This window comes from Janthinobacterium leeuwenhoeki (assembly GCF_051380795.1).
Classification (GTDB): Bacteria; Pseudomonadota; Gammaproteobacteria; order Burkholderiales; family Burkholderiaceae_D; genus Janthinobacterium.
Genome location: NZ_JBNYXT010000030.1, coordinates 1 through 26,091, shown reverse-complemented (window position 1 = coordinate 26,091; position 26,091 = coordinate 1). Strand labels below are relative to the sequence as shown.

25 protein-coding genes are annotated in these 26,091 nt (G+C 61.4%); 6 read left to right on the top strand and 19 right to left on the bottom strand.

The genetic code is table 11. The features are described from left to right. Nucleotides 1–4: 4 nt before the first annotated feature. The 5 genes from lptB to ACQ4WS_RS19835 are packed head-to-tail and all read right to left on the bottom strand — an operon-like array spanning nt 5 to nt 3,588. On the bottom strand, nt 5–760 hold the full coding sequence (lptB, locus tag ACQ4WS_RS19855; RefSeq protein WP_034753325.1) for an LPS export ABC transporter ATP-binding protein: 756 nt from the start codon (nt 758–760) through the stop codon (nt 5–7). Beyond that, nucleotides 760–1,341, bottom strand: coding sequence for a lipopolysaccharide transport periplasmic protein LptA (gene lptA / locus ACQ4WS_RS19850; RefSeq protein WP_436478777.1), 582 nt, complete (start codon nt 1,339–1,341; stop codon nt 760–762). Before lptA ends, lptB begins: the two co-directional genes overlap by 1 nt. Before the next feature lie 25 nt (nt 1,342–1,366). Next, on the bottom strand, nt 1,367–1,978 hold the full coding sequence (gene lptC / locus ACQ4WS_RS19845; RefSeq protein WP_436478776.1) for an LPS export ABC transporter periplasmic protein LptC: 612 nt from the start codon (nt 1,976–1,978) through the stop codon (nt 1,367–1,369). Between the two features lie 42 nt (nt 1,979–2,020). Continuing rightward, nucleotides 2,021–2,554, bottom strand: coding sequence for a KdsC family phosphatase (locus tag ACQ4WS_RS19840; RefSeq protein ID WP_034778379.1), 534 nt, complete (start codon nt 2,552–2,554; stop codon nt 2,021–2,023). Further along, a complete protein-coding gene (locus tag ACQ4WS_RS19835) occupies nt 2,554–3,588 on the bottom strand; it encodes a KpsF/GutQ family sugar-phosphate isomerase (RefSeq protein ID WP_436478775.1) in 1,035 nt (344 codons plus the stop codon). Before ACQ4WS_RS19835 ends, ACQ4WS_RS19840 begins: the two co-directional genes overlap by 1 nt. Before the next feature lie 84 nt (nt 3,589–3,672). Between ACQ4WS_RS19835 and ACQ4WS_RS19830 the strand changes: the two genes are divergently transcribed. Next, the gene (locus tag ACQ4WS_RS19830; RefSeq protein ID WP_436478774.1) at nt 3,673–5,652 is read left to right on the top strand and encodes a cation:proton antiporter domain-containing protein; all 1,980 of its coding nucleotides are present in this window, start codon (nt 3,673–3,675) and stop codon (nt 5,650–5,652) included. Here the strand turns inward: ACQ4WS_RS19830 and ACQ4WS_RS19825 are convergent, their stop codons facing one another. From ACQ4WS_RS19825 to ACQ4WS_RS19815, 3 genes are all read right to left on the bottom strand, one after another. After that, complete coding sequence (locus ACQ4WS_RS19825) at nt 5,653–6,810, bottom strand: GGDEF domain-containing protein (protein ID WP_436478773.1); 1,158 nt, start codon at nt 6,808–6,810, stop codon at nt 5,653–5,655. 34 nt (nt 6,811–6,844) lie between these two features. Beyond that, nucleotides 6,845–7,705 (bottom strand): MOSC domain-containing protein, encoded by an 861-nt coding sequence (locus ACQ4WS_RS19820; protein WP_436478772.1) that lies wholly within the window; start codon nt 7,703–7,705, stop codon nt 6,845–6,847. Nucleotides 7,706–7,994: 289 nt separating this feature from the next. After that, complete coding sequence (locus ACQ4WS_RS19815) at nt 7,995–9,089, bottom strand: type II asparaginase (RefSeq protein WP_436478771.1); 1,095 nt, start codon at nt 9,087–9,089, stop codon at nt 7,995–7,997. Between the two features lie 138 nt (nt 9,090–9,227). Here ACQ4WS_RS19815 and ACQ4WS_RS19810 point away from each other — a divergent pair, with 138 nt between their 5' ends. Both ACQ4WS_RS19810 and ACQ4WS_RS19805 read left to right on the top strand, forming a co-directional pair. Beyond that, nucleotides 9,228–9,722, top strand: a complete 495-nt coding sequence (locus ACQ4WS_RS19810) for a hypothetical protein (RefSeq protein WP_436478770.1) — start codon at nt 9,228–9,230, stop codon at nt 9,720–9,722. A gap of 14 nt (nt 9,723–9,736) precedes the next feature. Then, entirely contained in the window at nt 9,737–10,555 is an 819-nt protein-coding gene (locus ACQ4WS_RS19805; protein WP_436478769.1) for a MipA/OmpV family protein, read from the top strand. A 5-nt stretch (nt 10,556–10,560) separates the two neighbouring features. On the opposite strand, the gene ACQ4WS_RS19800 is transcribed toward ACQ4WS_RS19805, so the two are convergent. The 10 genes from ACQ4WS_RS19800 to ACQ4WS_RS19755 all read right to left on the bottom strand — a co-directional run bounded on the left by ACQ4WS_RS19800 (nt 10,561) and on the right by ACQ4WS_RS19755 (nt 22,851). Further along, complete coding sequence (locus ACQ4WS_RS19800) at nt 10,561–13,026, bottom strand: TonB-dependent siderophore receptor (protein WP_436478768.1); 2,466 nt, start codon at nt 13,024–13,026, stop codon at nt 10,561–10,563. 107 nt (nt 13,027–13,133) lie between these two features. Next, nucleotides 13,134–14,120, bottom strand: coding sequence for a siderophore ABC transporter substrate-binding protein (locus ACQ4WS_RS19795; protein WP_436478767.1), 987 nt, complete (start codon nt 14,118–14,120; stop codon nt 13,134–13,136). A 1-nt stretch (nt 14,121) separates the two neighbouring features. Then, nucleotides 14,122–14,892 carry an iron ABC transporter ATP-binding protein gene (locus tag ACQ4WS_RS19790; protein WP_436478766.1) on the bottom strand — a complete coding sequence of 257 codons (771 nt, stop codon included), beginning with the start codon at nt 14,890–14,892 and terminating at the stop codon, nt 14,122–14,124. Further along, on the bottom strand, nt 14,889–15,839 hold the full coding sequence (locus ACQ4WS_RS19785) for an iron chelate uptake ABC transporter family permease subunit (RefSeq protein ID WP_436478765.1): 951 nt from the start codon (nt 15,837–15,839) through the stop codon (nt 14,889–14,891). The genes ACQ4WS_RS19790 and ACQ4WS_RS19785 overlap by 4 nt, the downstream gene beginning before the upstream one ends. After that, nucleotides 15,836–16,792, bottom strand: a complete 957-nt coding sequence (locus ACQ4WS_RS19780) for an ABC transporter permease (RefSeq protein WP_436478764.1) — start codon at nt 16,790–16,792, stop codon at nt 15,836–15,838. Before ACQ4WS_RS19780 ends, ACQ4WS_RS19785 begins: the two co-directional genes overlap by 4 nt. A 13-nt stretch (nt 16,793–16,805) precedes the next feature. After that, the gene (locus tag ACQ4WS_RS19775; protein WP_436478763.1) at nt 16,806–18,572 is read right to left on the bottom strand and encodes an ABC transporter ATP-binding protein; all 1,767 of its coding nucleotides are present in this window, start codon (nt 18,570–18,572) and stop codon (nt 16,806–16,808) included. Continuing rightward, nucleotides 18,572–20,332: an ABC transporter ATP-binding protein gene (locus ACQ4WS_RS19770; protein ID WP_436478762.1), complete on the bottom strand. Its 1,761-nt coding sequence runs from the start codon at nt 20,330–20,332 to the stop codon at nt 18,572–18,574. The genes ACQ4WS_RS19775 and ACQ4WS_RS19770 overlap by 1 nt, the downstream gene beginning before the upstream one ends. A gap of 103 nt (nt 20,333–20,435) precedes the next feature. Then, nucleotides 20,436–21,416 (bottom strand): FecR domain-containing protein, encoded by a 981-nt coding sequence (locus tag ACQ4WS_RS19765; protein WP_436478761.1) that lies wholly within the window; start codon nt 21,414–21,416, stop codon nt 20,436–20,438. Nucleotides 21,417–21,419: 3 nt separating this feature from the next. Further along, nucleotides 21,420–21,938: a sigma-70 family RNA polymerase sigma factor gene (locus ACQ4WS_RS19760; RefSeq protein WP_436478760.1), complete on the bottom strand. Its 519-nt coding sequence runs from the start codon at nt 21,936–21,938 to the stop codon at nt 21,420–21,422. 697 nt (nt 21,939–22,635) lie between these two features. Next, nucleotides 22,636–22,851 carry a hypothetical protein gene (locus ACQ4WS_RS19755; protein ID WP_128089107.1) on the bottom strand — a complete coding sequence of 72 codons (216 nt, stop codon included), beginning with the start codon at nt 22,849–22,851 and terminating at the stop codon, nt 22,636–22,638. Nucleotides 22,852–23,009: 158 nt separating this feature from the next. Between ACQ4WS_RS19755 and ACQ4WS_RS19750 the strand changes: the two genes are divergently transcribed. Continuing rightward, on the top strand, nt 23,010–24,065 hold the full coding sequence (locus ACQ4WS_RS19750; RefSeq protein ID WP_070345883.1) for a hypothetical protein: 1,056 nt from the start codon (nt 23,010–23,012) through the stop codon (nt 24,063–24,065). Nucleotides 24,066–24,602: 537 nt separating this feature from the next. Here the strand turns inward: ACQ4WS_RS19750 and ACQ4WS_RS19745 are convergent. Next, nucleotides 24,603–25,115: an HAD domain-containing protein gene (locus tag ACQ4WS_RS19745; protein WP_070345884.1), complete on the bottom strand. Its 513-nt coding sequence runs from the start codon at nt 25,113–25,115 to the stop codon at nt 24,603–24,605. A gap of 403 nt (nt 25,116–25,518) precedes the next feature. Here ACQ4WS_RS19745 and ACQ4WS_RS19740 point away from each other — a divergent pair, with 403 nt between their 5' ends. Together ACQ4WS_RS19740 and ACQ4WS_RS19735 are read left to right on the top strand one after the other, a co-directional pair. Next, entirely contained in the window at nt 25,519–25,818 is a 300-nt protein-coding gene (locus ACQ4WS_RS19740) for an IS3 family transposase (RefSeq protein ID WP_010402186.1), read from the top strand. After that, a partial coding sequence (locus tag ACQ4WS_RS19735) for an IS3 family transposase (protein ID WP_436478759.1) occupies nt 25,815–26,091 on the top strand: 277 nt, incomplete at its 3' end. The genes ACQ4WS_RS19740 and ACQ4WS_RS19735, both read left to right, overlap by 4 nt.

The following is a 26,091-nucleotide window of genomic DNA, read 5'->3' as shown; positions in this document are numbered from 1 at the left end:
TGGCTCACATGCGGAAGTGTTCGCCCAGATAGACCCGGCGTACCGACTCGTTCGCGATGATGTCGTCGGGGCGTCCTGACGCCAGCACCGAGCCCTGGTTGATGATGTAGGCACGGTCGCAAATACCCAGCGTCTCGCGCACATTATGATCGGTGATCAGCACGCCGATATTGCGCTCCTTCAAGAAACGCACGATGCGCTGGATCTCGATCACGGCAATCGGATCGACGCCGGCGAACGGCTCGTCGAGCAGCACGAAACGGGGGTCGGTAGCCAGCGCGCGGGCGATTTCCACGCGGCGGCGCTCGCCGCCCGACAGGGACAGGGCCTGGTTCTCGCGCAGCTTTTCAATCTGCAAGTCGGCCAGCAGTTTATCCAGGCGCTCTTCAATCTCGGCCTTCTTCAAGGGACGGCCTTCGACGGTCTGGATTTCCAGCACGGCGCGGATATTGTCTTCCACCGTCAGCTTGCGGAACACGGACGCTTCCTGCGGCAGGTAGGACAGGCCCATCTGCGCGCGGCGGTGGATCGGCAGGCTGGAGATGTCCACGCCGCTGATATCGATGCTGCCGCCGTCCGACGGCACCAGGCCGACGATCATGTAGAACGAGGTGGTCTTGCCGGCGCCGTTCGGCCCCAGCAAACCCACCACTTCACCGCATTCGACTTGCAGCGAGACATCATGCACGACTTGCCGCTTGCCATAGGTTTTTTGCAGCCCGCGAACGATCAGGGTGCTGCCGCAACGAGTATTGTCCATTATTTCTTTCCTGGCGCAGGCGTGGCCGGCGCTTTCTCCGCCGCCGGTGCCTTGGTCTTCGGCTGGATCACCATGCGCACGCTGCCGCCATCCGGGGTGCTGGCGCCGCTGTCGGAGTTTTCCATCGCAAACACTTCCTTGCGGCTGTCATACGAAATGAATTGGCCGTTGGCCACGTCGGTCACTTTCGTGCCTTCCAGGCGCGTCAGCTTGGCTTTGGAAAACAGTTTCACCACTTCCGTCTTGTTATCGTATTCCACGCGCTCCGCTTCGCCTTCGACCCACAGGTCGCCCGCGCCATCGCGCTTCTGGCGGAAGGTGGCCAGCTTGCCGGGATCGGCCCAGAAGGTAATGAACTGGTAGCCTTGCGGGTCTTCCGTGATCAGGGCCCGGCCCGCCTTCATGGTCAGGGTACCCTTGACCAGCACCACGTCGCCCGTCAGGGTACGCACCTGCTTGACGTCATCGACATGGCCGCTACGTGCCGTGATGACGGCTTCCTTCTCGGAATCGGCCTTCTCGGCATGCGCCACGCCCATGATGGCCAGGGAAAATACGGTCATCAGCAAGATATTCTTCATAGTATGGTTTCCTTGTTTCATTCTGTCATTTTGCCGCCGCGGCCGGGCGCGGTTTCGGCGGGAGGACCATGCGCAGCGCATTCTGCACTTCCACCACGCCGGTGGCGTTATTGGCTTTCATGCCGATGCCATTGATGCGCGAGGCGCCCGTCAGGATATCGACAGGCACGTCCGTTTCCATTCTTTCCTCGTCCGGAAACACCGTCAGCGCTTCCGTCTTGACCGTCAGGTTCTGCGCCTTCGGACTGGCCACGCGGTCGATCACGACCTTGCGGTGCAGTTGCAGCCGGGTATTGTCCTGGTCGATATGCGCCAGTTCCGCGTTCATGTTCAACGGCGGCATGCCGGGCGTGAGCTTGCGCACGAAGGGCTGGTCGATATCGGACGAATCGTCCAGCGGATAATGCGTGAGCTTGGTGCCCGACACGATATAGCTGGGTTTACCCGTCAAGTCCATGCGCACCAGGCTGAAATTGGTGATGAAATAGTCGGGCTCATCCAGATGCTTGCTGGCCGTGATGTCCTGGTTATTCTTGTTCATCACTTCGAGCAGCCAAAAGCTGCCCAGCGCGACAACGACCGCGCCCAGCACGGTAAAAATCATGCGCCAGCGATGGGCGCCTCCTGGCTTACGCATAGGGCTTCACTCTTTCAATGGTCACTGGCGAGGCGGCGCGCCTCACTCCAGGAACGGCGCCATGACGCGCGCATAGTTGTCCTGGGCGCGCAGCAGGAATTCGCAGATCTCGCGCACCGCGCCGCGGCCGCCGCCGGCCTGCGTCACATGGTGCGCCAGGCCCTGCACTTCCGGACGCCCGCCCGGCACGCTGACGGCAAAGCCGACGCGTTTCAGGATGGGCGCATCGATGACGTCGTCGCCGATATAGCCGCATTGCTCTTCCGTCAAGCCCGTCAGCGCCAGCAGTTCGCGAAACGGCGTCAGCTTGTCATGGCCGCCCTGGTGCACATGGGTAATGCCCAGGTCTTGCGCGCGGCGTGCCGTGATGGCCGAGCGGCGCGCGCTGATGATGGCCGTCTGCACGCCCGATTCCTGCAGCAGCTTGATGCCCAGGCCATCATACACATTAAACGTTTTCATCATCTCGCCATCGGGGCCGAAATGCAGGCTGCCGTCGGTGAGCACGCCATCGACGTCAAAGATCATCAGTTTGACCTTGGCCGCGCGCGCCAGGTTGTCCGCTACGCTATCCATCAGATCACCTTCGCTTGCGTCAGATCATGGATATGCAGCGCGCCCACCAGCTTGCCATCGGCATCGACGACCAGCATCTGGTTGATGCGGAACTGCTCCATCACGGCCACGGCATCCACGGCCAGGCGTTCAGGCGCGATGCTGCGCGGCTGCGCATGCATGACGTCGCGGATCGCCACTTGCGTGAAATCCTGCACGCGCTCGAACATGCGGCGCAAGTCGCCATCCGTAAACACGCCCACGGGGCGGTCATCCGCATCGACGACGGCCGTCATGCCCATGCCCTTCTTCGTCATTTCTTCCAGCGCCTGCAGCAGGGAAGCATCCACGGGTACTTTGGGCACGCGTTCGCCGCTGCGCATGACGTCATGTACGTGCGTCAGCAGGCGGCGGCCCAGGGCGCCGCCCGGGTGCGAGCGGGCGAAATCCTCTTCCTTGAAGCCGCGCAAGTCCAGCAAGGCCACGGCGATCGCATCGCCCAGGGCCAGGGTGACGGTGGTGCTGGCCGTCGGCGCCAGGTTCAGCGGACAGGCTTCTTTCTCAACAGAAATATCCAGGTGCACATCGGCCAGTTGAGCCAGGCTGGACTGAGGCTTACCCGTCATGCAAATGAGCACGCCACCCATGCGCTTGACGACGGGCATGATGGCCATCAGTTCCGACGATTCGCCCGAATACGATATGGCAATAAAAGCATCTTCCGAGGTGACCATGCCCAGGTCGCCATGAGCCGCTTCGGCCGGATGCACGAACAGGGCAGGCGTGCCGGTGGAAGCGAGGGTGGCGGCAATCTTGCGCGCGATATGGCCGGATTTGCCGATGCCGGAGACGACGATACGCCCTTTGCATTGCAGCAACATCGCCACGGCGCGGCCCACGCTGTCGTCCGTGGCCAGGCGCGCATGTAGCGCTACGATGGCGTCGGACTCGATCTGCAAGGTGGTGCGGGCCAGCGCGACGGCGCGCTCGGTCGTCGCTTGCATGTCAATTCGATCAAAAGCTTTCAGCATTGTTTTTTCATGGGTTACACTCATGCCCAAAGTATAAACGAATTAGGAAAGCAAAAAACTTGCCAGTCACAACAAACAACGATTTCCATTGACCGTACCGGGCAACCCATGTTTTCCTCGCTTGAACTGACCCTGATGTTACTTGGCAGCGCCGTGCTGGGCGTTGTCGCTTTCAGAATGTTGCATTTGCCGCCCATGCTGGGCTACCTGGCCGTTGGCATCGTCATCGGCCCCCACGCGCTGGGCCTGGCAGCGGAGAACGAGGCCAGCCACACCCTGGCCGAGTTCGGCGTCGTCTTCCTGATGTTTTCCATCGGGCTCGAATTTTCTCTGCCCAAATTCCTCGCCATGCGGCGCATCGTCTTCGGCCTTGGCATGGCGCAGGTGGTCACCACCATCATCGCCACCGTCGTCTTCGGCTGGCTTGTCGGACACTACCTGTCCGCCTACATCCACCTGAGCTGGCAAGCCGCGTTCGCCCTGGGCGGCGCGCTGGCCATGTCGTCGACGGCCATCGTCTCGAAAATGCTCACGGAGCGGCTGGAACTGGAAAGCGAACACGGCCGCAAGATCATCGGTATTTTGCTGTTCCAAGATCTGGCCGTGGTGCCCCTGCTGATCCTGATTCCCGCCCTCACGCGCGATTCGGACAACCTGGCCGAAACCCTGGCCTGGGCCGGCGGCAAGGCCCTGGTCGTCCTCATTTTGCTCTTGTTCATCGGCCAGAAACTGGTACGCGGCTGGTTCACCATCGTCGCCAAGCGCCGCTCGCAAGAATTGTTCATGCTCAACCTGCTGTTAATTACCCTGGGGGCGGCCTGGATCACGGAACGGGCGGGGCTGTCGCTGGCCCTGGGAGCTTTTGTTGCCGGCATGCTCATTTCCGAGACAGAATTCAAGCATCAGGTGGAAGAGGATATCAAGCCCTTCCGCGACGTGCTGCTGGGCCTGTTCTTCATCACCGTCGGCATGCTGCTCAATATCCGCGTGGTGTTTGAGAACTGGTGGCTGGTCCTGCTGCTGCTGTGCGGCCCCGTGCTGCTGAAATTCGCCCTGATCGCGGGCCTGGCCCGGCTGTTCGGATCCAGCAACGGCGTGGCCTTGCGCACGGGACTGGGACTGGCGCAGGCGGGCGAGTTCGGCTTCGTGCTGCTGAACCTGGCCGGCGGCATCAAGCTGATGGACCCGTTCGTCGTGCAAGTGGTGCTGGCGGCCATGGTGCTGTCGATGCTGGTGGCGCCCTTCCTCATCGCCAAGTCCGACGCCATCGTCATGAAACTGGCGGCCAACGACTGGATGATGCAATCGCTGGCGCTCACCAAGATCGCCACGCGCACCATGGCCTCGCAGAAACACGTGCTGATCGCCGGCTTCGGGCGCAGCGGGCAAAGCCTGGCCACCCTGTTGACGGAAGAAAAGATCGAATACCACGCGCTGGACCTGGACCCGGAACGGGTGCAGGAAGCCCAACTGGCCGGCGCCCACGTCTCGTATGGCGACGCGGGCCGGCGCGAAAGCCTGGTGGCGGCCGGCATCTACCGGGCCAGCGCCGTGGTGATCACGTATGCGAATACGCCCTCGGCACTGAAGTTATTGCATTTGCTCAAAGAAATGGCACCGACCTTGCCCGTCATCGTGCGCAGCCACGACGATACCGATCTCGACCAGTTGAAGAAGGCGGGCGCGGCCGAAGTGGTGCCGGAATTGATGGAAGGCAGCCTGATGCTCGCTTCGCATGCACTGATCATGATGGGTGTGCCCCTGCGCCGCGTGGTGCACCGGGTGCAAGCGGCGCGCGAGGAACGCTATGCGTCCCTGCGCGGCTATTTCCACGGTTCCAGCGACGCGGGCGACGATGCCGAGCTGGAACGTTTGCATACGGTCACCGTCAACGAGGGCGCGCATTGCGTGGGGCTGCCCTTGAGCACGATCGACGTGGCCGGCTGCGGCGCGTTTGTTACGGCCATCCGCCGCGGCCGCGAGCGCCTCGATGTCACCCCCGAGACGCAGCTGGCCAGCGGTGACGTGGTGGTGCTGCGCGGCACGGCCGACGCCGTGGCCAAAGCAGAAGCATTGCTCATAAAATAACTATTCGGCCTGCGCCTGCCAGCTGATGACCTTGTTGCGGCCATCGGCCTTGGCCTGGTACAGAGCCTGGTCGGCGTGCGCCACCAATTGTTGCGCCACCGTTTCAATCGGTAGCAGGGCCGCGTCCGCTTCCAGGCTGGCCACGCCGATCGATACGCTGACCCACGCCTGCGCGCTGCCCGGCAAGTCGAACATGGTGCCGGCGATACTGGCGCGGATGCGTTCGGCAACGAAGGTCGCGCTGTCGAGGTCGGCGTCGATCAGCAGCACGACGAACTCCTCGCCGCCGAAGCGGCCCAGCGCGTCGGAGCGGCGCAATTCCGTGCGGATGCGCGTGGCCACTTCGCGCAACACTTCATCGCCGCCCTGATGTCCATGCGTGTCATTGACCAATTTAAAATGGTCGATATCGATATACATGCATGAAATGCAATAATTCTGACGCCGCGCGCGGGCGATTTCTTCCAGCAGCCGGCGGTCGATATAGCGGCGGTTGTAGACGCCCGTCAAGGAATCGGTCAAACCGATGTATTTCAGCATTTCATTGCTGATCACGTTTTCCAGGCAAATGGCGATGATGGACGCCATGTGCTTGATGAAATCCGTGCCCAGCGCGGGCGTAAAACGCGTCACGTCGCTGCTGGCCAGGTTCAGGCTGCCAATCAGGCGCTTGTTGCGTAGCAAGGGCACCAGCGCCACGCTGCGCAGGGCGTCGATCTGCGGAAAACGCGGGCCATGCACGGCAGCATCAAACGCGCCCAACAGCGGCAACGGCGGCAAGGGCGCGTCCCCCTCGGCCACGGGTTTTGGTGCGGCAAAACCCAGCTCCGCCACGGCATGCACGAAGAGCAACTGCGGAAAGGCGCTGAAATCGACGCCCAGCTTTTCCATCACCAGCACGATATCGTCATCCTCGTCGAGCAGACTCAGGGTGACGCCGTCGAGGTCGGAAATCACGGGCAGGGTGCGGAAGATAGTGCCGATCAGTTCGGGAAACGTGGACGCGCCGACAATTTCCAGGTCGAACGCCTGGTGGCGGCACATGATGTCGTGATTGCGCTCGACCTGTTCCAGCAGGAAAGCCATGCGCGCGCGCAAGGCCTGGTTTTCGGCTTCGAGGCTGGCAATGCGCGGGTCCGGCGGTATTGCTTGATTCATAGAAACCTTAAACCCTTGTGTGCGGGCGCCATGCTTAAAATGCCAATTCGAAACCGATGTCCTGCCCCACCACGATACGCTCATCGCCGCCTTCGGTGACGATGGCGTTCATGCCGAAGCAGATGGCGCCGTCAAGCTCGGGCTTGGCGCGATAGCCATGCATGACGTCGAGCGGGTCCGGGCCGGGCACGCCCGTGGCCTGGTCCACCGACGGGATCGGGCAGCGCGAACACGGCTTGACGGGTTTCAAGGTCGTCGCGCCGAATTGCAGGAACGCGGCGTAGTCTTCCTCGAAGGCGCCGATGTCGCCGATGACGAGGTTGGGGCGGAAACGGTTCATCGGCAGCGCCTCGCGGCCGGCGGCACGAAGTTTATCATTGACATCGGCTAGCGAGGCACTGCCGGCGATCAGCAGGGGGTAGCCATCGGCAAACATGGTCGAGGCGGCCACGCCGTCCGTCCCATTCGTCCATGCTGTGCTGGTGGCGCGCACCACGTCCGGATGAAAGCGCGCCAGGCGGCACGGCACGCCGATGGCCTGACTGAACCAGGTGGCCGTGACTTCGTCGCAATCGTAGGCGCGCACGTTATCGTCCCACACTTGCACCTCCAGCATGGGCGAGTGTTGCGGATGCGGCAAGCCCAGCTCGATTTCCAGGCGCAGCATGCCCGGCGCGCGCAATTCCAGGGTGGTGGCCTTGATGCGCGGCACGATCAGCGCCATGCGCGGATGTTCGCGCTGGGTCAGGAAGCGCCCTTGCGCGTCCACCACCATCCATTCGCGGTCGAACACGTGCTCGCTCATCAGCCCTGAACGCGTCAGGACGGCCTCGCGCAAATGAATGCCGGCACACGATTTGATCGGATACAGAATGATGTCGGACAGGATAGCCATGGACAGGGGAAAAGGAACAGTATTGCTGCTTCCGCCAAGAAATTATTCACAAGCTAAGTATGGCAGCAAAGCGGGCAAGCGTAAATCAGCCAAGTAGGTCGTGGGAAATTATTGTGAAGTTATGACAAACAGAACCAGATGCTCTGCGGTGTTGCCCGCTGCGACGCAGTGCGAGCACTGCTAGCAGCGGGCAACACCGCAGAGCGCCGGTTATGGAAGTCAGAAATCACAATAATTTATTACGCCCTACTTATACTCAGCCAATGAGGCTGGCCTGGCGCGCCAGTGATCAATACGTGTAGAAAATACGCTGGATTTCTTGCGTGCTGTTCGTTTTGGTCAAGGCCAGCATCAGCAGGATGCGGGCTTTTTGCGGGTTCAGGGTGTCGGATACGACACTGTCGAGTTCGTCGTCGTTGGCTTCGCCATTGCGCGCCACGATGCCCTGGCCTACGCGGCTCGAACGCACGATCAGCACGCCCTTCTGGCGTGCTTCCACCAAGGCCGGCTTCATTTGCGCGGCCACGCTGCCATCGCCCACGCCCGCATGGATGATGCCCTTGGCGCCAGCGGCAATGAAGGCGTCCATGCCGACACGGTTCATGTTGGCGTAGCCATACACGATATCGACTTGCGGCAGGGCATCGAGCTTGCTGATGTCAAATTCCGCTTCCAAGGTGTGCTTGCGCGTCGACTGACGGTAGAAAAAGGCCTTGCTGCCCTGGATGTAGCCCAGCATGCCCAGTTCCGGCGACTTGAAGGTGTCGGTGGTCGAGGTGTTGGTTTTGGTGACTTCGCGCGCGGCGTTGATCTGGTCGTTCAAGGCCACCAACACGCCCTTGCCCACGGCTTCCTTGCTGCCAGCCAGCATCACGGCGTTGTACAGGTTGATGGGGCCGTCAGCCGAGATGGCCGTCGACGGACGCATGGCGCCCACGACCACGACCGGTTTGTGGCTTTTCACGGTCAGGTTCAGGAAATACGCCGTTTCCTCGATGGTGTCGGTGCCGTGCGTGACGACCACGCCATCGACATCGTTCGAAGCCAGCAGCACGTTGATGCGCTTGGCCAGGGCCAGCCAGTGGCTATTGCCCATGCTTTCGCTGGCGATCTGGAACACTTGCTCGCCTTTCACATTCGCCACTTTTTTCAGTTCCGGTACGGCCGCGATCAGGCGCTCGACGCCCACGGTGGCCGAGGTGTAGCCGACGGTGGTAGTGCTGTCGGCGCCGCTGCCGGCGATGGTGCCACCCGTGGCCAGGATCACCACGTTCGGCAATTTGACGGCCGCTTGCTGGGCGCGCGCCGGTGAGGCGGCGATAAAGCCCATCAGCAAGGTAGCCAGCATCAGCTGTGCACAAGATTGGAATTTGCGTGAAAACATAGTGCTCCCGTGAGGTGTACTGTCAAAAATAACAAAGTCGTGTGCAAATTATATGTCATCCATGCCCGGGGAATATCCATTTCATGCGTAGCGCGCAAACGTGCGCGCCCGCGCATGCGCATGCGCTACAGTAGCGCCATGCCCACATTGCCCCCCCTCCGCTCTTGCCTCATCCTGCCGCTAGTCTTATTGGCGCTCAACGCCTGCTCCACGCAGATCGAACTGCGCACGGCGGCGCAGCAAGAACAGTTCGCGCGGGAAGCGGCCAGCCAGGGCGACTGGACGCAAGCCATGCGCAGCTACGAGGCAGCCGTCGAAAATGTAGAACTGGGCCGTGGCGACCTCGCTTGGCAGGAGCGGCTGCATCACCAGGCGGGACGCGCCGCCAGCGCGGCCTGCCGCTACGACGCGGCCGAATTTCATTTCCGCGCAGCCATCGCGCTGGCAAAGCGCAGCAAACAATCGAGCGCCTTCAGCTACAGGGCGCTGATCGACCAGTATGAACGTCAAGGCAAGAGGGCGGAAGCGGAAGCCGTGCGCGATGAACTGGGCTGGCACAGGAGGGGGCTGATGGCCTTCGTTGCTGAGTTCGAATCGCTGCCGGTGGGCAAGCCTTGCGGAGTTCCTCGATAAACCTCGCACGCACCTTGCTGGCCGCCTCCGCCGTCTTCGCCGCCATGGCACCGGCGCGCGCCATCGAACCACCGCTGCCATTATGGGAAGCGGGCGTGTTTGGCGGCACAGCCGTCACGCCCGCCTATCCCGGCGCCAGCGAACGCTCGACGCGCAGCCTGGCCCTGCCCTATCTGATTTACCGTGGCAAAGTATTACGCGCCGACCGCTCCGGCGTGGGCGCGCGCCTGCTCGACACGGAGCGATTCGATGTCGATATCGGCTTTGCCCTGTCCTTGCCTGCCAGGTCCAGCGACGTGCCGGCCCGGCGCGGCATGCCGGATCTGGGCACCCTGGTGGAATTTGGCCCGCGCCTGAAAATCAAGCTGGCCGAGCCGACGCAACACAGCCGTCTGGGCCTGGAGCTGCCCTTGCGCGCCGTCATCGAAGCGCGCGGCGGCCTGCACCGCCAGGGCGCCACGTTCGAGCCACGCCTCGTGTATGCGCTGCAAGGCGAACAGCAGGCGTGGCATGTCGATGCCAGCCTGGGCGCCGTGCTGGGCAATGTCGCCATCAACGATTATTTTTATGGCGTCAGCCCCGCGTTTGCCACCGGTCAGCGCCCATCATATGCGGCGAAGAGCGGACTGATGCTCACACGCCTGGGCCTGGGCGGTTCGTACCGGCTGCAGCGGGACTGGCGCGCCTTTGCATTTTTGCGCTACGACAACTACGCAGGCGCTGTCAACCGCGCCAGCCCCCTGCTGCGCCAAAACAGCGGCACCTCGGCCGGCATCGGTCTGATGTGGACATGGCAACGTTCGGATAGCCTGGCGCGCGGCCCGGATGACTAGCCGGCTTAAAAATCCGTCGTGGCCGACAGCATGAAGGTGCGCGGCGCGCCCAACCCCAGGCTGGTCCATTGCGGCAACGCCCAATATGCCTTGTTGCCCACGTTGCTCACGCTGGCGCGCACGGTCAACGGCCGGCCGGCGACACGGGTGGCGTAACGCCCACCCAGGTCAAATACGCTGCGGCCCGGTACCGACAATGAATTGTCTTCATTGATGTATTGCTTCGATGCCGCCGTCGCGTTCGCCGTCAGGGTCAGCCCCGGCACAGGCGGCGCATCCCACTCCACGCCCAGCTTGGCCTGCAGCTTGGGCACGCCGGCCGCCTGCTTGCCCTGGTTGACGCCATTATTCGTCCTGGCCAGAGTCGGGTCCACATAGGCGATCCCGCCCATCAGGCGCACGTCGCGCACGGGCGAGCCGAAAAAGCCCCAGTCGACGCCGCGGTTGCGCTGCTCGCCGCCAAAGGAAAAGACATTGCTGACCGGGTCGACATAGCTGCTGGGGCGCTTGATTTCGTACACGCTGAGCGTATGGGCAAATTCTCCCAGGTCGACCTTCACGCCGGCCTCCATCTGCTTGGATTTGTACGGGGCAAACACTTCGCCCGCGTTGGCCGCCGTCATGGGGGCCGTCGCACCCTGGCTCAAGCCCTCGATGTAGTTGGCGTACAGCGCAACGCTCCTGGCGGCTTTGACCAGCAGGGCGACGGCCGGCGTCGTGGCAGCGGCGTCATAGCGGGAGGTGCGCGCGCCCGTCTTCACGTTGAAGCTGTCGTTGAGCACTTCCTGGCGCCGCAGGCCCACCGTCAGCTGCACTTGATCCTGCGCAAACGACAGGGTATCGACCAGCCCGACACTGGCCAGGCGCAGTTCCGTCTTGGAAATTTGCGGTGCGTCAAAGCGCGTGGCCGGTCCCCATACAGGACGGTAGATATTCGTGATCCAGTCCTTGTCCAGCACATTGCGGCGGCCGAACTGCTGGTCCGTGTGGTGGTAATACGTTGCGTTGGCCGCCCATTGATGACTGATGTTTGCTGTGCGGAACTTGCCCTTGACGCCCACTTCCGCCGATTGTTTTTCCAGCTTAAAACCCAGGTCGGCCAGATTGGTGCGGTAATCGCCGGCCGTATTGAACACCTGGATCAGGTAGGCGCCCGTCGACTGGTAGTCGGCCTTGCTGGCGCCGATGGCGGCATACGCCATCATTTGTTCGTTCACATCATATTCGCCGCGCAACATGGCGCCCTTGTCCTTCGTGTCATAGAAGGCCCAGCTTGGATTGAGCAAGGTCTCCGCTTTCGGCGGACGCGGCACGGGCAGGCCGGCGACTAGGTTGACGCCCCGGTTCAAGCCCCGCGCGCGGTCTTCGCTGCTGTACAGGTCGGCAGACAGGCGCGCGCCAACGCCGCGCCAGTCCAGTCCCACGGACGCGAGCTGGGTCATCTTTTTCTGATGGTCGATCGCGCCATCGCCGTCGCGGTAGACGCCGTTGATACGGATGCCGAATTGCTTGTTTTCACCAAAACGCCGCCCAAGATCAATATGCCCGCCCCATTGCGCATCCGACATATACGACGCCGTCACGCGCGACAGCGGCGCATCGCCTGCGCGCTTGGGCACCAGATTGATGCTGCCACCCACCGAACCACCCGGTGGCATGCCGTTGAGCAAGGCCGACGGACCTTTCAGCACTTCGATGCGCTCGAACATGTCGGGCGAGGTGCGGTACACGGGCGTAACGCCGAACAGCCCGCCAAACGCGACGTCGCTGGTGCCGGAACTGAAACCGCGTATCGCGTAATTCTCGCCGATGATGCCCGTCATGCCGCTGCTGAAGACGGTGGGATCGGTGGCCGAGATCACATCGGTGATATCGCGCGCTTGGCGGTCTTCGATGAATTTATCCGTATAGCTGATGGTGTTGAACGGGGTTTCCATGAAATCCTTGTCGCCCAAAAAGCCGACGCGCCCGCCGGAAGCCACTTGCCCGCCAGCATAGGCATCGGTCACAGTGTTGCCTTTGCCCCAGACCGTCACGGCTGGCAGCGTTGCGGCCGCCTCTGCCGCGGCGCTGTGCGCCGGCTCGCGGCGCACCGTGTAGCTGCCATTGCCCTCGCGCACGGCCTGTAGGCCGTGTCCGCGCAGCAATTCGTTAAAGCCTTCGGGCACGCTGTAGCTGCCGGACAGGCCGGCGCTCTTCTTGCCTTGCAGCAGGCTAGCCTCGACCGTCAGCTCGATGCCCGCTTCGGCAGCAAAAGTGTTGAGCGCCAGGCCCAGTGTACCGGCCGGCACGCTGAACGCTTGCCGGGCCTGCGCTGCTTGCGCAAAGGCCGACGGGGCAGCCACGCTCAGCGCCCCCACGCCCAGACTGGTGATGAGCAGCAGTTGCACGGCGCCCGCGATGCGGCTCAGGGTGAAGACCGGGTGACGTCCGCTTGCCTGGACGCTCGATGAAATGTGGCGTTTCGCCATAATAAAATCCTTTTCAGATGGGAAGGTTGCTTGTTCTCACCCTATCTCCCGAACGAAAAGGTAAAACCCTCAATCAAAATGAGAATCAATTCTCATTTTCAGGCACATCAGTTCCGATAGCCCTTGAGCACGTCGTCGATCACCAGTTTCAGCGACGTCACGCTGGCCGCCGTGATGTACCAGGCATCGGCATCGACGAAAATGACACGGCCGTTCTTCCAGGCATGAGTCTGGCGCAAGAGCGGATTGGCCATCTGTTCGGCCCTCATGACGGGACGGTGTTCCATCACGGCCGTGCGGTCGAGTACGTAGATGATGTCGGGATTGGCTTGCTGGATGAACTCGCTGGAAATGGGCTGCCCATGCAAGCCCGCCTCGACGGCCGAGCTGGCCGGTTTGACGCCCAGCGCGTCGAAGACGAAGCCGTAGCGCGACTGCACGCCAAACGCGCTGAAGGCACCGTTGTTGTGCAGCACGATCAGCGCCCTCTCGGGACGGTCTTGCGTCACCTTGCGCGCGTCCGCCACCGTCGCATCGAGCTCGGCGGCTTTCTGGCGAGCAAGGTCTTCCTTGCCAAAGATACGCCCCAGTGTCAGCAAGTGTTGCTTGACCACCTCGATGTGCCCGCCCTTGCTGCTCTGGTAATCCACGTCGAAGTGCAAGGTGGGGGCGATCTGGCTCAGCTCCTGGTAGTGGTTGGCCTGGATCGACGTCATCAGCACCAGGTCGGGCTGGAGCGCGTGGATGTGCTCGAGATTGGGCTGCACGATGGCGCCCAGGTCGCGGATGTCCGGGTCATCCTTGTAGCGGGTGAGGAAATGCGGCACATAATCCTTCACCATGCCGGCCACGGGCACGCCCAGCTGGTCGAGGAAATCGACTTCGTTCATGTCCAGCACGGCCACCCTCTGCGGACGCTGTTTGATCACCGTCGTGCCCAATTTATGCACGATGGTGATGGGAGCAAATGCCTGCTGTGAAGTTGCAGCGGCAGGTGCTGGCGGCGCCGTGGCCGCCTTGTCGGTGCAGCCTTGCAAGGCGGCCATGGCGGCGAGCAGCACGGCCAGCGCGCAACGCGATGTGTTCCAGATCATCTCAAGCTCCTGTGGGGGTAAAGTAGTTGCAGACGCAGCCGCGTTCATTGCGCACGATGTGAAAATCGATGTCGTACAGCGCGTGCAAGCGTGCCTCGGTAACGACCTCGTACGCAGGGCCGGAAAAGCGCACGGCGCCGCCCTGCATGGCGACGATGTGGTCCGAATAATTGGCGGCGAAATTGATGTCGTGGATCACCAGGATCACGGTGCGGCCCTGCTCGTCGCACAGGCGCCGCAGCGCGCGCATGATCTGCACGGCGTGCTTCATGTCGAGGTTGTTGAGCGGCTCGTCAAGCAGCAAAATATCTGTCTGCTGGGCAATCGTCATGGCCAGGAAGGCCATCTGGCGCTGGCCGCCGCTCAGCTCATCGACATACGCCAGACGCAAATGCTCCAGCGACAAAAAGGCGATGGCGTCATCGATGGCTTGCCGGTCTTGCGGCGTCAAGGTGCCTCGGCTGTAGGGGAAGCGACCAAAGGCGACCAGCTCTTCCACCGTCAGGCGCAAATGAAAATCGGGCGACTGGCGCAGGGTGGCCACCAGTCGCGCATAGTCCTGGATCTTGATGTCCGCGATGCTGCGCCCGGCAATTGCAATCTCGCCGCCATTCGCTTCCTGCAGGCGCGCGATGAGCATCAGCAAGGTGGTCTTGCCGGCGCCATTCGGGCCGATCAAGGACGTCACTTTGCCCTTGGGAAACTGCGCGCTGACATTGTCCAGCACGCGCTTCGCGCCATAGCTTTTTTCGATATGGTTGACGTGGATCATGTTGTGCCTCGGGTGCGGACCATGAGCGCGAGGAAATATGCGCCACACACCAGGTTGACGAGGATGCCAACCGTGGTCCAGTAGTTGAAAACGTGCTCGACCAGCAGCTGGGCGACGAGGAAGATGGCGATGGCGATGGCGCAGCCCAGGGGCAAGGTGACCCTGTGGCACGCCGTGCGGGCCAGGGCATACGTCGTGTTCGCCACAAAGATACCCATGAAGGCCGTGGGCCCCAGCAAGCTGGTCGACACCGCCACCAGCACGGCGATCAGCGCCAGCTGCCACTGCACCATGCGCCGGTAATCGATACCGAGCGAGATGGCCTGCTCGCGTCCCAGCGCCAGCACGTCGAGCGCGGGCAAGGTTTTCACCACGGCAGCGCAAGCGGCGCCCACCAGCAGGGCCGAGGTCAGCAATTGTGCGGGCTGCGCCTTGTTGAACGAGGCCTGGCTGAATCCTTGCAAAATGGCAAACTCGCCCGGGCTGATGCGCAACTGGATGAACTGGGTGAACGTGCCGATCACCATCGTCAGCACGAATCCCAGCAGCAACAGGAAATACACGTTGTTCTTGCCATCACGAAACAACCAATAGTGGATGGCCCAGGAATACACCAGCATCAGCGCCATCGAGACGACAAAATTGCCGTTCTGCCCCAGCAGCACCACGCTGTGCATGCCCATCGCGAGGATCAGCAGCGATTGCAGCAGCAGGTACACGGCTTCGTAGCCCATGACGGCGGGCGTCAATATCCGGTTGCCGGCGATGGTCTGGAAAACGATGGATGACACGGCCACGCAGACGCCGCCGATGATGATGGCGGCCAGGCGAGACAATCGTTTGGGAATGACGTAATCAAAGTCGAGGTTGGCGCCGAGGAAGAGGAAGGCCAGCGCAAGACAAACAACGGTCAGCCACAGCGTCCGCAGCTTGACTATCCGCCTCATCGCCGCCCCCGGACGATCAGCGCGAGGAACAGCAGGCCGCCCACGCCGCCAGCCGTCAGGCCGATCGGCACTTCGAACGGGTAAATCAGCAATCGCCCGGCAATGTCGCAGGCCAGCAGCAGCGAGGCGCCGCACAGGGCGACGATGGGCAAGGTGCGGCCCAGGTTGTCGCCATGGCGCAGCGCCACCAGGTTCGGGATGGCAAGCCCGACAAACGGGATGGCCCCCACCGTGATGACCGTGGCCGCCACCGTGACGGCCACCAGCATCAGGCCCAGCGCCACCGTGCCCGCATAGTTCAAGCCCAGGCTGGTGGCCATGCCCTCGCCCATGCCCAGCACGGTAAAACGCTGCGCGTACAAGTACGTGAGTGCAACGATGGGCAGGACCAGATAAATGATTTCATAGTTGCCCTGCACGATGCGCGAAAAATCGCCCAGCAGCCAGCCCTGCATGCTTTGCAACATGTTGTTGCGGTAGGCATAAAACTCGGCCACGGCGCTGAGCACGCCGCCATACACGAGGCCGATGACGGGCACGAGTATCGTGTTCTTGAAGCGGATGCGGCGGATCAAGCCCACATACAGCAAGCTGGCGGCAAAACAGAAAGCCAGCGCGAACGCCATCTTGCCCGCCGTGCCCGCTGCGGGCGCCACGGTCAGCGCAACGAGGATGCCCAGCTTGGCCGCATCGAGGCCGCCCGAGGTGGCCGGTTCGACGAACTTGTTGCGCACGATGTGCTGCAGGATGACGCCGCACACGGACAGGCCCACGCCCGTCAGTACCAGCGCCACCAGGCGCGGCAGCCGGCTGGCCGTGAGGGTCAGCCAGGTATCGCCGGACAGGGCGTCGGACAGCGCAAACAGTTGCGTCCAGGCGATGTGCCTGGCACCGACCAGCAAGGACGCGCAGCACAGCAGGAAGAACAGGCACAGCAGACTCGCGCGTGTCAAATCATCATCCCGTTCATTGCTGAGGCGCGGCGCAGGCGATGCGCCAGCCCTTGGCTGCCTGGCGCTGGGCCAGGAAATGGGCATACAGGCCGCCCTGTGCGCTCAAGGTAGCTGGTGCGCCCTGCTCGAAGATCGTGCCGCCATCGAGCACGACGATCTGGTCGGCCATGGCCACCGTCGACAACTGGTGGGCGATGACGATCACCGTGCGCTTGCCGCGCAGCCGCGCCAGCGCTTCGGCGATGGCAGCCTGGTTTTCCGCGTCAAGCGCAGCCGTCGCTTCATCGACCAGCAGGATAGTCGCATCCTTGATCAGTGCGCGGGCGATGGCGATACGCTGGCGCTCGCCGCCGGACAGGCGGGTGCCGCCCTCGCCCACGGGCGTGTCGAGCCCCTGCGGCAAGCGGGCGATGATCTCGGCTACGCCCGCCTGGCGCGCCGCGTCCAGCACTTCGGCATCGGTGGCGCCGGGCTTGCCGAGACGGATGTTGTCGGCGATGCTGCCCTGAAACAGATAACTGTCCTGGAATATCTGGCTGATCTGGCCGGCCAATTGCTCGCTGGACATGTCGCGCACATCGACGCCGCCCACCAGCACCGTGCCTGCACTGGCGTCAAAGAAGCGCGCAATCAGACGCACCAGGGTCGTCTTGCCGGAGCCGGAGGCACCGATCAGCGCCGTCATGCTGCCCGGCGCACAGCGCAGATTGATATCCGTCAATACGTCGGGCCGGTCCTGCGCATAGCGAAAAGCCACGCCGCGCAGCTCAACGGAACCATCGCGCGGCGCCTGCGGCGTGTGTGCTTCCGGCAAGGGCTGCACGGCGAAAATCTCGCGCGCAGCATCCAGCGGGCCGCGCGCGCCGCGCAGCACTTCGCCATAGCTGGCCACTTCCTGCAAGGGATCGACAAAGCGCACCACCAACAGCAAGGTTACGATGACAGAAACAGCGTCGCCCGCAGAGGATACCGCACCCAGCAGGCTCTGCAGCCACAGCGCGGCAGCGGCCAGCAAGGTGGCAAAGATGGCTTGCACGGCCCAGGCGTTGAGCACAGATGACAAGGCCGACAGATAGATCAGCCGCGAGCCGGCGTGGCGCTGCTCGTCGATGGCTTGCTGCAGGAAACGCGTGCCGCCACCACCGCCGTCGCCATTGAAAGCGCGCAAGACGGATTGCGCTTGTGCAAACTCCACCAGGCGCTGGCTGGTCTGGGCAAAATGCCGGTGATAGGCGTCATCGGCGCGCTGGCCCAGGTGCGCGGTGAGCCGCAAGGCGCCCGCCAGGAGGGGCAGCGCCAGCAGCGCAATGAGACCCAGTGGCCAGTGCAGCACGAACAGCGCGGCCACGAACACCACGGGCGTGACGGCGCCGCAAATCACGGGCGTCAGCACGTGGGCCGGCAACTGGGCCACATTCAGCATGCCCTGCGTGATGACGTGACCCAGCTTCGCCGTATTCTCCGGCGTGAACCAGCCGACGGGCAGGCGCGCCACATGGTCGCCCAGGCGCTGGCGCGCCCCTTGCAACACCGTCACGCCCACGCGCACACCCGCCTTTTCCACCTGGCGCCGCCACCCCCAGCAAGCGACCAGCCCGGCCAGCAGCACCAGCAGCCACAGGGCTGCCCCGCCCGTTTCGCCGGCCAGCAAGCGGCCCAGGGCCAGCACCAGCGCGGTCATCGTCAGCCCGCTGAGCACACCATATGCGACGGCCATGGCACAGTAGCGGCGGAAGACGGGCGCATCATCGCCCAGCAAGTGTATGAAAGTCTTCAGCATCACGAGGTCGCCTCTTCCTGGATATCCTGATAAGCGCCCAGCGCCCACAGTTGCGCGTAGCGGCCCTTGTCTGCGAGCAAGCCGGCATGGCTGCCCTGCTCGACGATGGCGCCGTTCTCGACGACGATGATCTGCTCGGCGTGCATGATGGTGTCGAGCCGGTGCGCGATCACCAGCAGGGTGCGGCCCCGGGCAAAGCGCGACAGCGCATCCTGGATTGCCACTTCGTTTTCCGCATCGGCCGCCGCCGTGGCTTCATCGAGCACCAGTACGGTCGGGTCGAGCAGGACGGCGCGGGCAATGCTCACGCGCTGCAGCTCGCCGCCGGACAGCTGCGCATCCTCGCCGATGACGGAATCGTAGCCACGTGGCAAGGCCAGGAGGCGCTCATGGATGTTCGCCAGGCGCGCCGCCGCTTCGATCTCGTCTGCGCTGGCCGACGGCCGGCCCAGCGCGATGTTCTCGCGCACGCTGGCGTGGATCAGCCGCACTTCCTGCAGCACGAAGCCGATGCGCCGGTACAACTCGGGCGTGGCGATGAGCCGCAGGTCGACGCCGCCGAGCGTGATGCGCCCTTCGGTCGGGTCGAAAAAGCGCAGCAGCAAGCGCGCCAGGGTCGACTTGCCGGAACCGGAGGCGCCAACGATGGCCGTCACCGTGCCAGGACGCAAAGTCAGCGTGATGTCCGACAGCACCTTGTTCTTGCCATCGTAGGCATAGCCCACACCTTCCATGCGGATCTCGGTGCCATCTGGCAACTGCTGCTGGCCTGGCGCCGGCTGCGCCAGCACGGGCGTGTCGAGCAAGGCTTGCACGCGCCGGGCGGCGCCCGTGGCGTTATTGAGGTCATGCGTCAGGTAATGCAGCAGCAGCATCGGTGCGGAAATACCGGGCGCCACCAGGACGAACGGCAGGATTTCCACGGGCGCCATCCAGTCCAGGGCCACGAACACGGTGCCGGCAATCATGACCACGCCCAGCACGGCCACGGGTGCGATCAGCGCATTGGCATTCGCCATCGAGCCAACCAGGGGGCGCGTGAATGCAGCAAACGCTTCGGCAAAAGCGTCGACGGCAGCGCGGTAGCTGCCGTGCGCGCGGCCCGTGGCGCCGAAGGCCTTGACCACGGGAATGCCGTTGACGAACTCCACCACGGCATTGTTGATGCGCCCCATGCCGGCGACGAATTGCTCCATGTTGCTCCCGCTGGCCTTCATGGCGCGGCCGAAGAACAGGAAAAAGCCGGGAAATGGCAGGATGGCGATGAGGGCCAGGCGCCAGTCCATGGCGAACAGATACATGACGGAGATGGCGATGGCGCCCACGGCGCGTCCCGTCGTCGTGTAGAAGTGTGCTGTGAGGCTGTGCAGGGTATTGATGTCATCCTGCATCGCCTGCTTGACCTCGCCCGAAGCGCGGCTGGTGAACCAGCCCAGCGGCACTTGCCCCAGGCGCTGCATGGCTTGCAGGCGCAATTGATGGGTGAGGCGGTTGTCGGCCAGGTGCGCGGCCAGTTCGCCCAGCGAGATCAGCGCCATGCCGAGGAACAGACAGGCGACGCTAGCGATGATGATCTGCCACACATCGCCGTGCGCCGGCGCAGGGGCCAGGGCGATTTTCGCGAGCTGCGCGATGCCCGCCAGCGGCACCAGGGTGAGCATGGAACCCGTGCCGGCCAGCACGGCGGCGGCGATCAGGCGTGCGCGGATGGGGTGCAGTATCCGGCTGATCGGGCCGGCTTGGCGGCTTGGGCTAGTCATGGAAAAAACGTAAAAAAACGCGCATAAGGTCAATGGATAAGGGTGGCTCTTACCCTATATCCCGAACGAGAATGCAAAACCCTCAATCGCGCGTGCGAAATTATCAGGCAGCAGCCTGGGGTTTGGCTTGAACTGTCACCCAGTAACGCGTGCGCGCCAGGATTTGCACGGGCAAGGCCAGCGCCAGGTTATGCAGCGCGCGGTCCGTGTCGCGCAGGGAAAAGACGCCGTTGACGCTCAAGCTGGCCACGGCCGGGTCGCAGCGCAGCAGGCCGGGGCGATAGCGGGCCAGTTCCGCAAGCAGCTCGTCCAGGCGCATGTTGTCGGCCACCAGCACGCCCTTGATCCAGGACGCCGCGCTGGCCGGTACGGGGCCGGCCGATTGCACGATGTCTGCCGAGAAGATGGCACTGTAGCCCGTGGCGATGCCCACGGCGTGACCGGGCGCGTGCGCGAGGCGTATCTCGACGGCGCCCTCGAAGACAGCCACGCGCGACGTGTATTCGTCTTGCCGCAAGCTAAAACGCGTGCCCAGCGCCTGCAGCGTGCCATGGCGGCCCTGCACGCGGAAAGGCCGCTGCGCCGGATCGGGATCGTGCGCCGTGGTGACGAGGATTTCGCCGCTGCGCAAGATCAGCAAGCGCTCGCTGGCGTCGAAGCGCACGTCGATGGCGGAAGCGGAAGCGAGCATCACGCGCGTGCCGTCAGGCAAGGTAATCTGGCGGATCTCGCCCGTGGCGGTGCTATGCCCGGCCGTGGCCACTTGCCAGGCATCCGTGCCGCGCAGCAGGTACGCCATGCCGCCCACGGGCAGCAGCACGGCCAGCAGCTTCAGGGCGCGGCGGCGGTTCAGGTAGGCGGCCGGCGCCGGTTCGCGCAGCGCGTGCCGGGCCGCGTCGCGCGGCACGCTGTGCAGCTTGCCTTCGAATGCTTGCAAACGCTGCCAGGCGATGGCGTGGTGCGGATGGGCGGCGCACCAGCGGGCACAGGCAGCGCGGTCTTCGTCGCTGGCGTCATCGGACCACAGACGCGCCATCCATTGGGCCGCCTGCTGCACGACGGCCGGTGCAATCACCACCTCCATGGCTCAGGCGTCCGGCGCGTGCATGGCCTGGTAGCAGGCCAGCAAGCCGGCGGCGATGTATTTTTCGACGGACGAGACGGACACCTGCAATTCGGCGGCGATGTCGCGGTAGCTCAGGCCATCGAGTTTGCACAGCAGCAAGGCCTTGCGCGCCTTGGCGGGCAACTGGTGCAGCACCGCGTCGATTTCCGTCAGCGCCTCGATCACCAGTGCGCGCTCTTCCTCGGACGGGGCCAGCGCTTCGGGCACCAGGGCCAGCACTTCCAGGTAGGCCGTTTCGATCTGGCGGCGGCGGTACAGGTCGATGACCATGCCGTTGGCGATCTGCGTCAGGTGACGGCGCGATTCCCCGGCCGGCGGCACCCTGCCCGTCTTCATCAGGTGCAAATACACATCGTGCGCCAGGTCGGCCGCATCGAAGGCATTGCCGAGTTTACGGCGCAGCAAGCCACGTAACCAGTGATGGTGGTCGGTGTAGAGACTGCTGACTTGCTGCTGAAGCGCTAACTCGGCGGTGCTCACGATACCCTTCCTGTGGTCGATGGCCAGCGGAACCGCCAGCGCACAAATATAAATGAGAATTATTCTCATTGTATAGGAAAAGGCAATACAGACGCAACCGCCCTGGCCGGAACGGGCGGCACAGCAAGGCGGGATATCCAACAAACGGGCAATAAAAAACCCTGCAAATCAGTGACTTGCAGGGTTCCTTGCAGGCCCGCATGGGGCCGGTGCCAGGATTAGACGTTGAACAGGAATTTAAAGCATATAGCATTGATTTTATTGACTAATATACTAAAAATTCTATTTTGTACTCACCAACATACCCACTTTCATCAAGACTGTACAAAAACTGCTTGAACAACACCGTTTTTTGGACATAAGTGCCACATAAACAATATTATACTCAGGTTTGAGACTGCGGAAAATGAAGGCTTTTCGAAGTGCCAGCGGATTGTGAGTCCCGTCGATGGCAACTCCCCGACTACATGTAATCTCAGTACGTGGCGTCAATACACAAGGGACATAGGTACAAAATTACACCTGGCCACCGACAACGACTGGATGACATCGTCGCTGGCCGGGACGACCGGCCAAAACGCTCCTACATGCCACCATAAGGCAAAAAGGGTTCCGCTTCGCTCCAGCCCTCGCGGGCCTCAAATCGCCCTTTTTCAGGTACGCTAACACCAAAGCTGGCAAGTAACACACGCCCCACCTATTCTCTTAACCGCTCTCTACCGACCGGCACCATGTCTAGCCACGCACGATCCTCTTCATTGAAGCAATAACGAGAAAGTTTACCTTCTTTAGCTTCAGCAAGGCCACGAAGGGTATCCACCACAAACTGAGTCCTAGACTTTCGGCGCATAACAAGTTGCCTCTTGCGGGCACGATTTTTCATACTAAAGCCTTTCAAAGCTAAATTATCCATGTTTACACACAGGCCTTTACAGCTTGGCTAAAAGCACGCGTTGACCTATAAATTTCGCTAGCGAAAACAGGGCATCTAGCCTCCTCATAAGCGCAGGCAGTAAGCCAAAGCATCAACTCATACCGGCCTCCAACTTGTTGCCATGCGGAATCAATGGCATGATCCAAGTGTCAACGATTACTTTTTGGAAAATCATGCGAAATTATATAGTTGGAATGCTCGTTGCCAGCGTGTCGGCTCCGATCCTGGCCCAGAGTATGGGCGACGCAATGCAGCAGGCTGAGAAATCCAACACTGACGCGGCGTCCGGGACGCCAAATACAGTATCTAGTTTCTTTGGGCGTATGTTAAAAAAAGACGGTGCAGCCAGTGCCGCTAACGGAGGGAAACGGATACAGGACACTCCAATTTATAAAATTTTCGAAAAGTACCCGGTCACGGATTCCCACAATCCGCCAGACTATCCTAAAACGGCTATCAGCATCAGCTACCCTAACTGGCTAAACGAAGGCGACGCCACCATCGGTCGGTTCAAACCAAACCAATGCCTGACGTACTCAGTAACATACTGGGCCAATAAAGACGCGCCGCAGATTTATGACAATCTCGTCGTTTGCGCTTCCGACCTGAGCAAGGTTTCCCACTCAAGTTTACGTACAGTTTGGCCATTCTTCGGGCTGTCCGGAACCAACACTGGACAAGTACGAACCACGGGTCCGATTCCGCCAGCCACACCGTTTCCGACCGACGCTGCAAGTCGAACCTTCATCGAACGTGGCGGCGTCTTCTTCTTGGGTGCGATCATGACCGCCATGGGCTACGATTGGAATTTTTCAGCTGATTCCCGACGCGTCTGGGTCGTGAAAGTAGGCGAACCAGCATCGATGGCCGATAAGCAAAATCGCAGCACTGGCGAGCAAATGCCTTCCAGTGCTCAAAACCAAGCCGTCCTCAGCAAATGCCGACCCGAAAATTTCAACCAAGACAGATACAACCGAATCACAGTAGGTATGACGCTTGATGCAGTCAAACAGACAATCGGATGCGAACCTGATTCGGATTTCACACAACGCTCCGCAATGAACGTTATGTATAAGTGGGCAGTGACGATCAATAACCTAGTTGCCGCGAAATCTATAGATGTATTTTTTGATCCGACCGGCAAGAAAGTAAAGGGACTTGGCCAACAGTTCAAATTTGCGAGTGGATTCTAATTTACCACTTAGGTAGTGATCGCGACTTGATCTGACAGTTACCCGATTTGAAGCCTGCGACTGTCAGGTCAAGTGCGCGACTAAACCTCAGTTGAGCAGCCATTCACCGCTGTGTTCGATTGCTGCATACGTCGCATCTGAGGCCAAATCCAGCTCACCAGGCCAGGTCACTACGCCGTCAACGATCTGCATTTTCTGGAATTCTGAAAGGTTGCTCAAGTGCGTGAACACGCCACGAAAAAACTCGGCAAGAACCTCACGGCACCTTCCAGCCCATTCTGAAATCGCACTGCCAGCGCAAAGTCTCCAGCAACCTTAACTTCTACAACATCCCATTTCATGGTTCTCTCCAAAAGGGAAATTAGTTTCGGACTCTGCATGTCTTGACACAACTGCCAGCAATTCAGCTTTATGCAACTTGGCCCAGTCGAGCACCTGACCCAACGCTCGGCGCGGCATTTTTTCTCGTCGGCATGGCACCGCTCCCGACCATCTCAATGGCCACTCCCGCTCGTGCCTGGCATAGCCTCACGTACATCATAAAGTTGAGCCTTGAAGAAGTTTATTCAGATCACCAACGATCTTACTTTCAGAAAGTCCTGTAGCACCATCGGTCTGAACCAATTTGCTTAACTCTAGGTTCCTCCATCCAGAAGGTTGGTCATCAACAGCGATCCAATTATGAACCTCGGCTCGATCAGCCCAGCGTTTGATTTGCTCATAGCGACTAACATCATCCCACCATGTTGAGGTTTTTTTAAATCCATCGGCATTCCGTCCCATGGCTGAGTGCCAAGTAGCACCAACAACCCGGCGCTGAAGTTCCACGGGTAAATAAGCGCGCGCGCGTGCGAAGCCCAGATCACGCACCCAGCTTGTGGAAAGGACAATGTCCACGTCGGGATAGTCTGCTATCAAAGCAACCAGGCGGTCGGCCCACATGAACAGATGCCCATCAGCACGCAAGATGGGACGGCCGCGTACAAGATAGGTGGCGTCTGGATGCAAAACACCATCAAAATCCAAAAACAAAACCAATTTCTTTTCCATGCTTACAACGTCCTAAATAGACCACGATTTGGCAAAAAAATCGTTCAAGATGACAGATGTGGCCGAGACTGTTCACGCATAAACGCTCAGAATGCAACGAATAAACAATCAGATATCTTGTGCCGCTAGCTAGGCCACTTATCCTGGTTCAGGCAACTGGAGGTGGACGACCAGCCCAGCGACCTTCAATCCATGCCTCCCAATCCCAAACATACGCCAACGCTCCTTCACCTTCCAGCACCGGACACGCTGAACCACGTAACGCCATCGTAAAGTGATCGCGCCAAGGATCAGGAATATCCTGAATCCGAATAAAGTATCGTCGGCCAGCATGCATATATGCTGTGGTCTAATTTGCCCGGACACCTCAATAGGTGGAAAATCCACCATCTGAGGAAAAAGCATGACAACAAGAAAACGTAGAACCTTCGAGCCGAGCCTGAAACTGGAAGTGGTCCGGCTGATCAATGAGCAGGGCCAGAGCGTCCAGAACGTCAGCGAAAGCATGGGCATCGGCCAGACCGCGATCCGTCGCTGGCTGCAGCAGTACAGTGCCGAGCAAAACGGGCAGCCCGGCATCGGCAAGCCGCTCACTGCCGAGCAGCAAAGAATCCGCCAACTGGAGCTGGAAAATCAGCAGCTACGGCAGGACGTCACCATCTTAAAAAAGGCCTCGGCCTTCTTTGCCCGCGAAATGAAGTGACCCATACGCTTATTCGCCAGCTGCAAAAGGAGGCCATCCCAGTCCAGCACAGCTGTCGCATCCTGGACGTGAGCCGATCTGGCTTTTACGAGGCGCAGCGTCGTTCTGCTAAACCAGTTTTGTGCAAAGCGAGCGTTCATCTGCGGGCCGCGTTTATGGCAAGCCATCAGAGCTACGGAAGCCGCCGACTGGTCACTGCCATGGCCAGCGCAGGGTTCGACATCGGGCGCTACAAGGTGCGCAGTTTGATGCGCCAGCAGGCTTTGAAGCCGG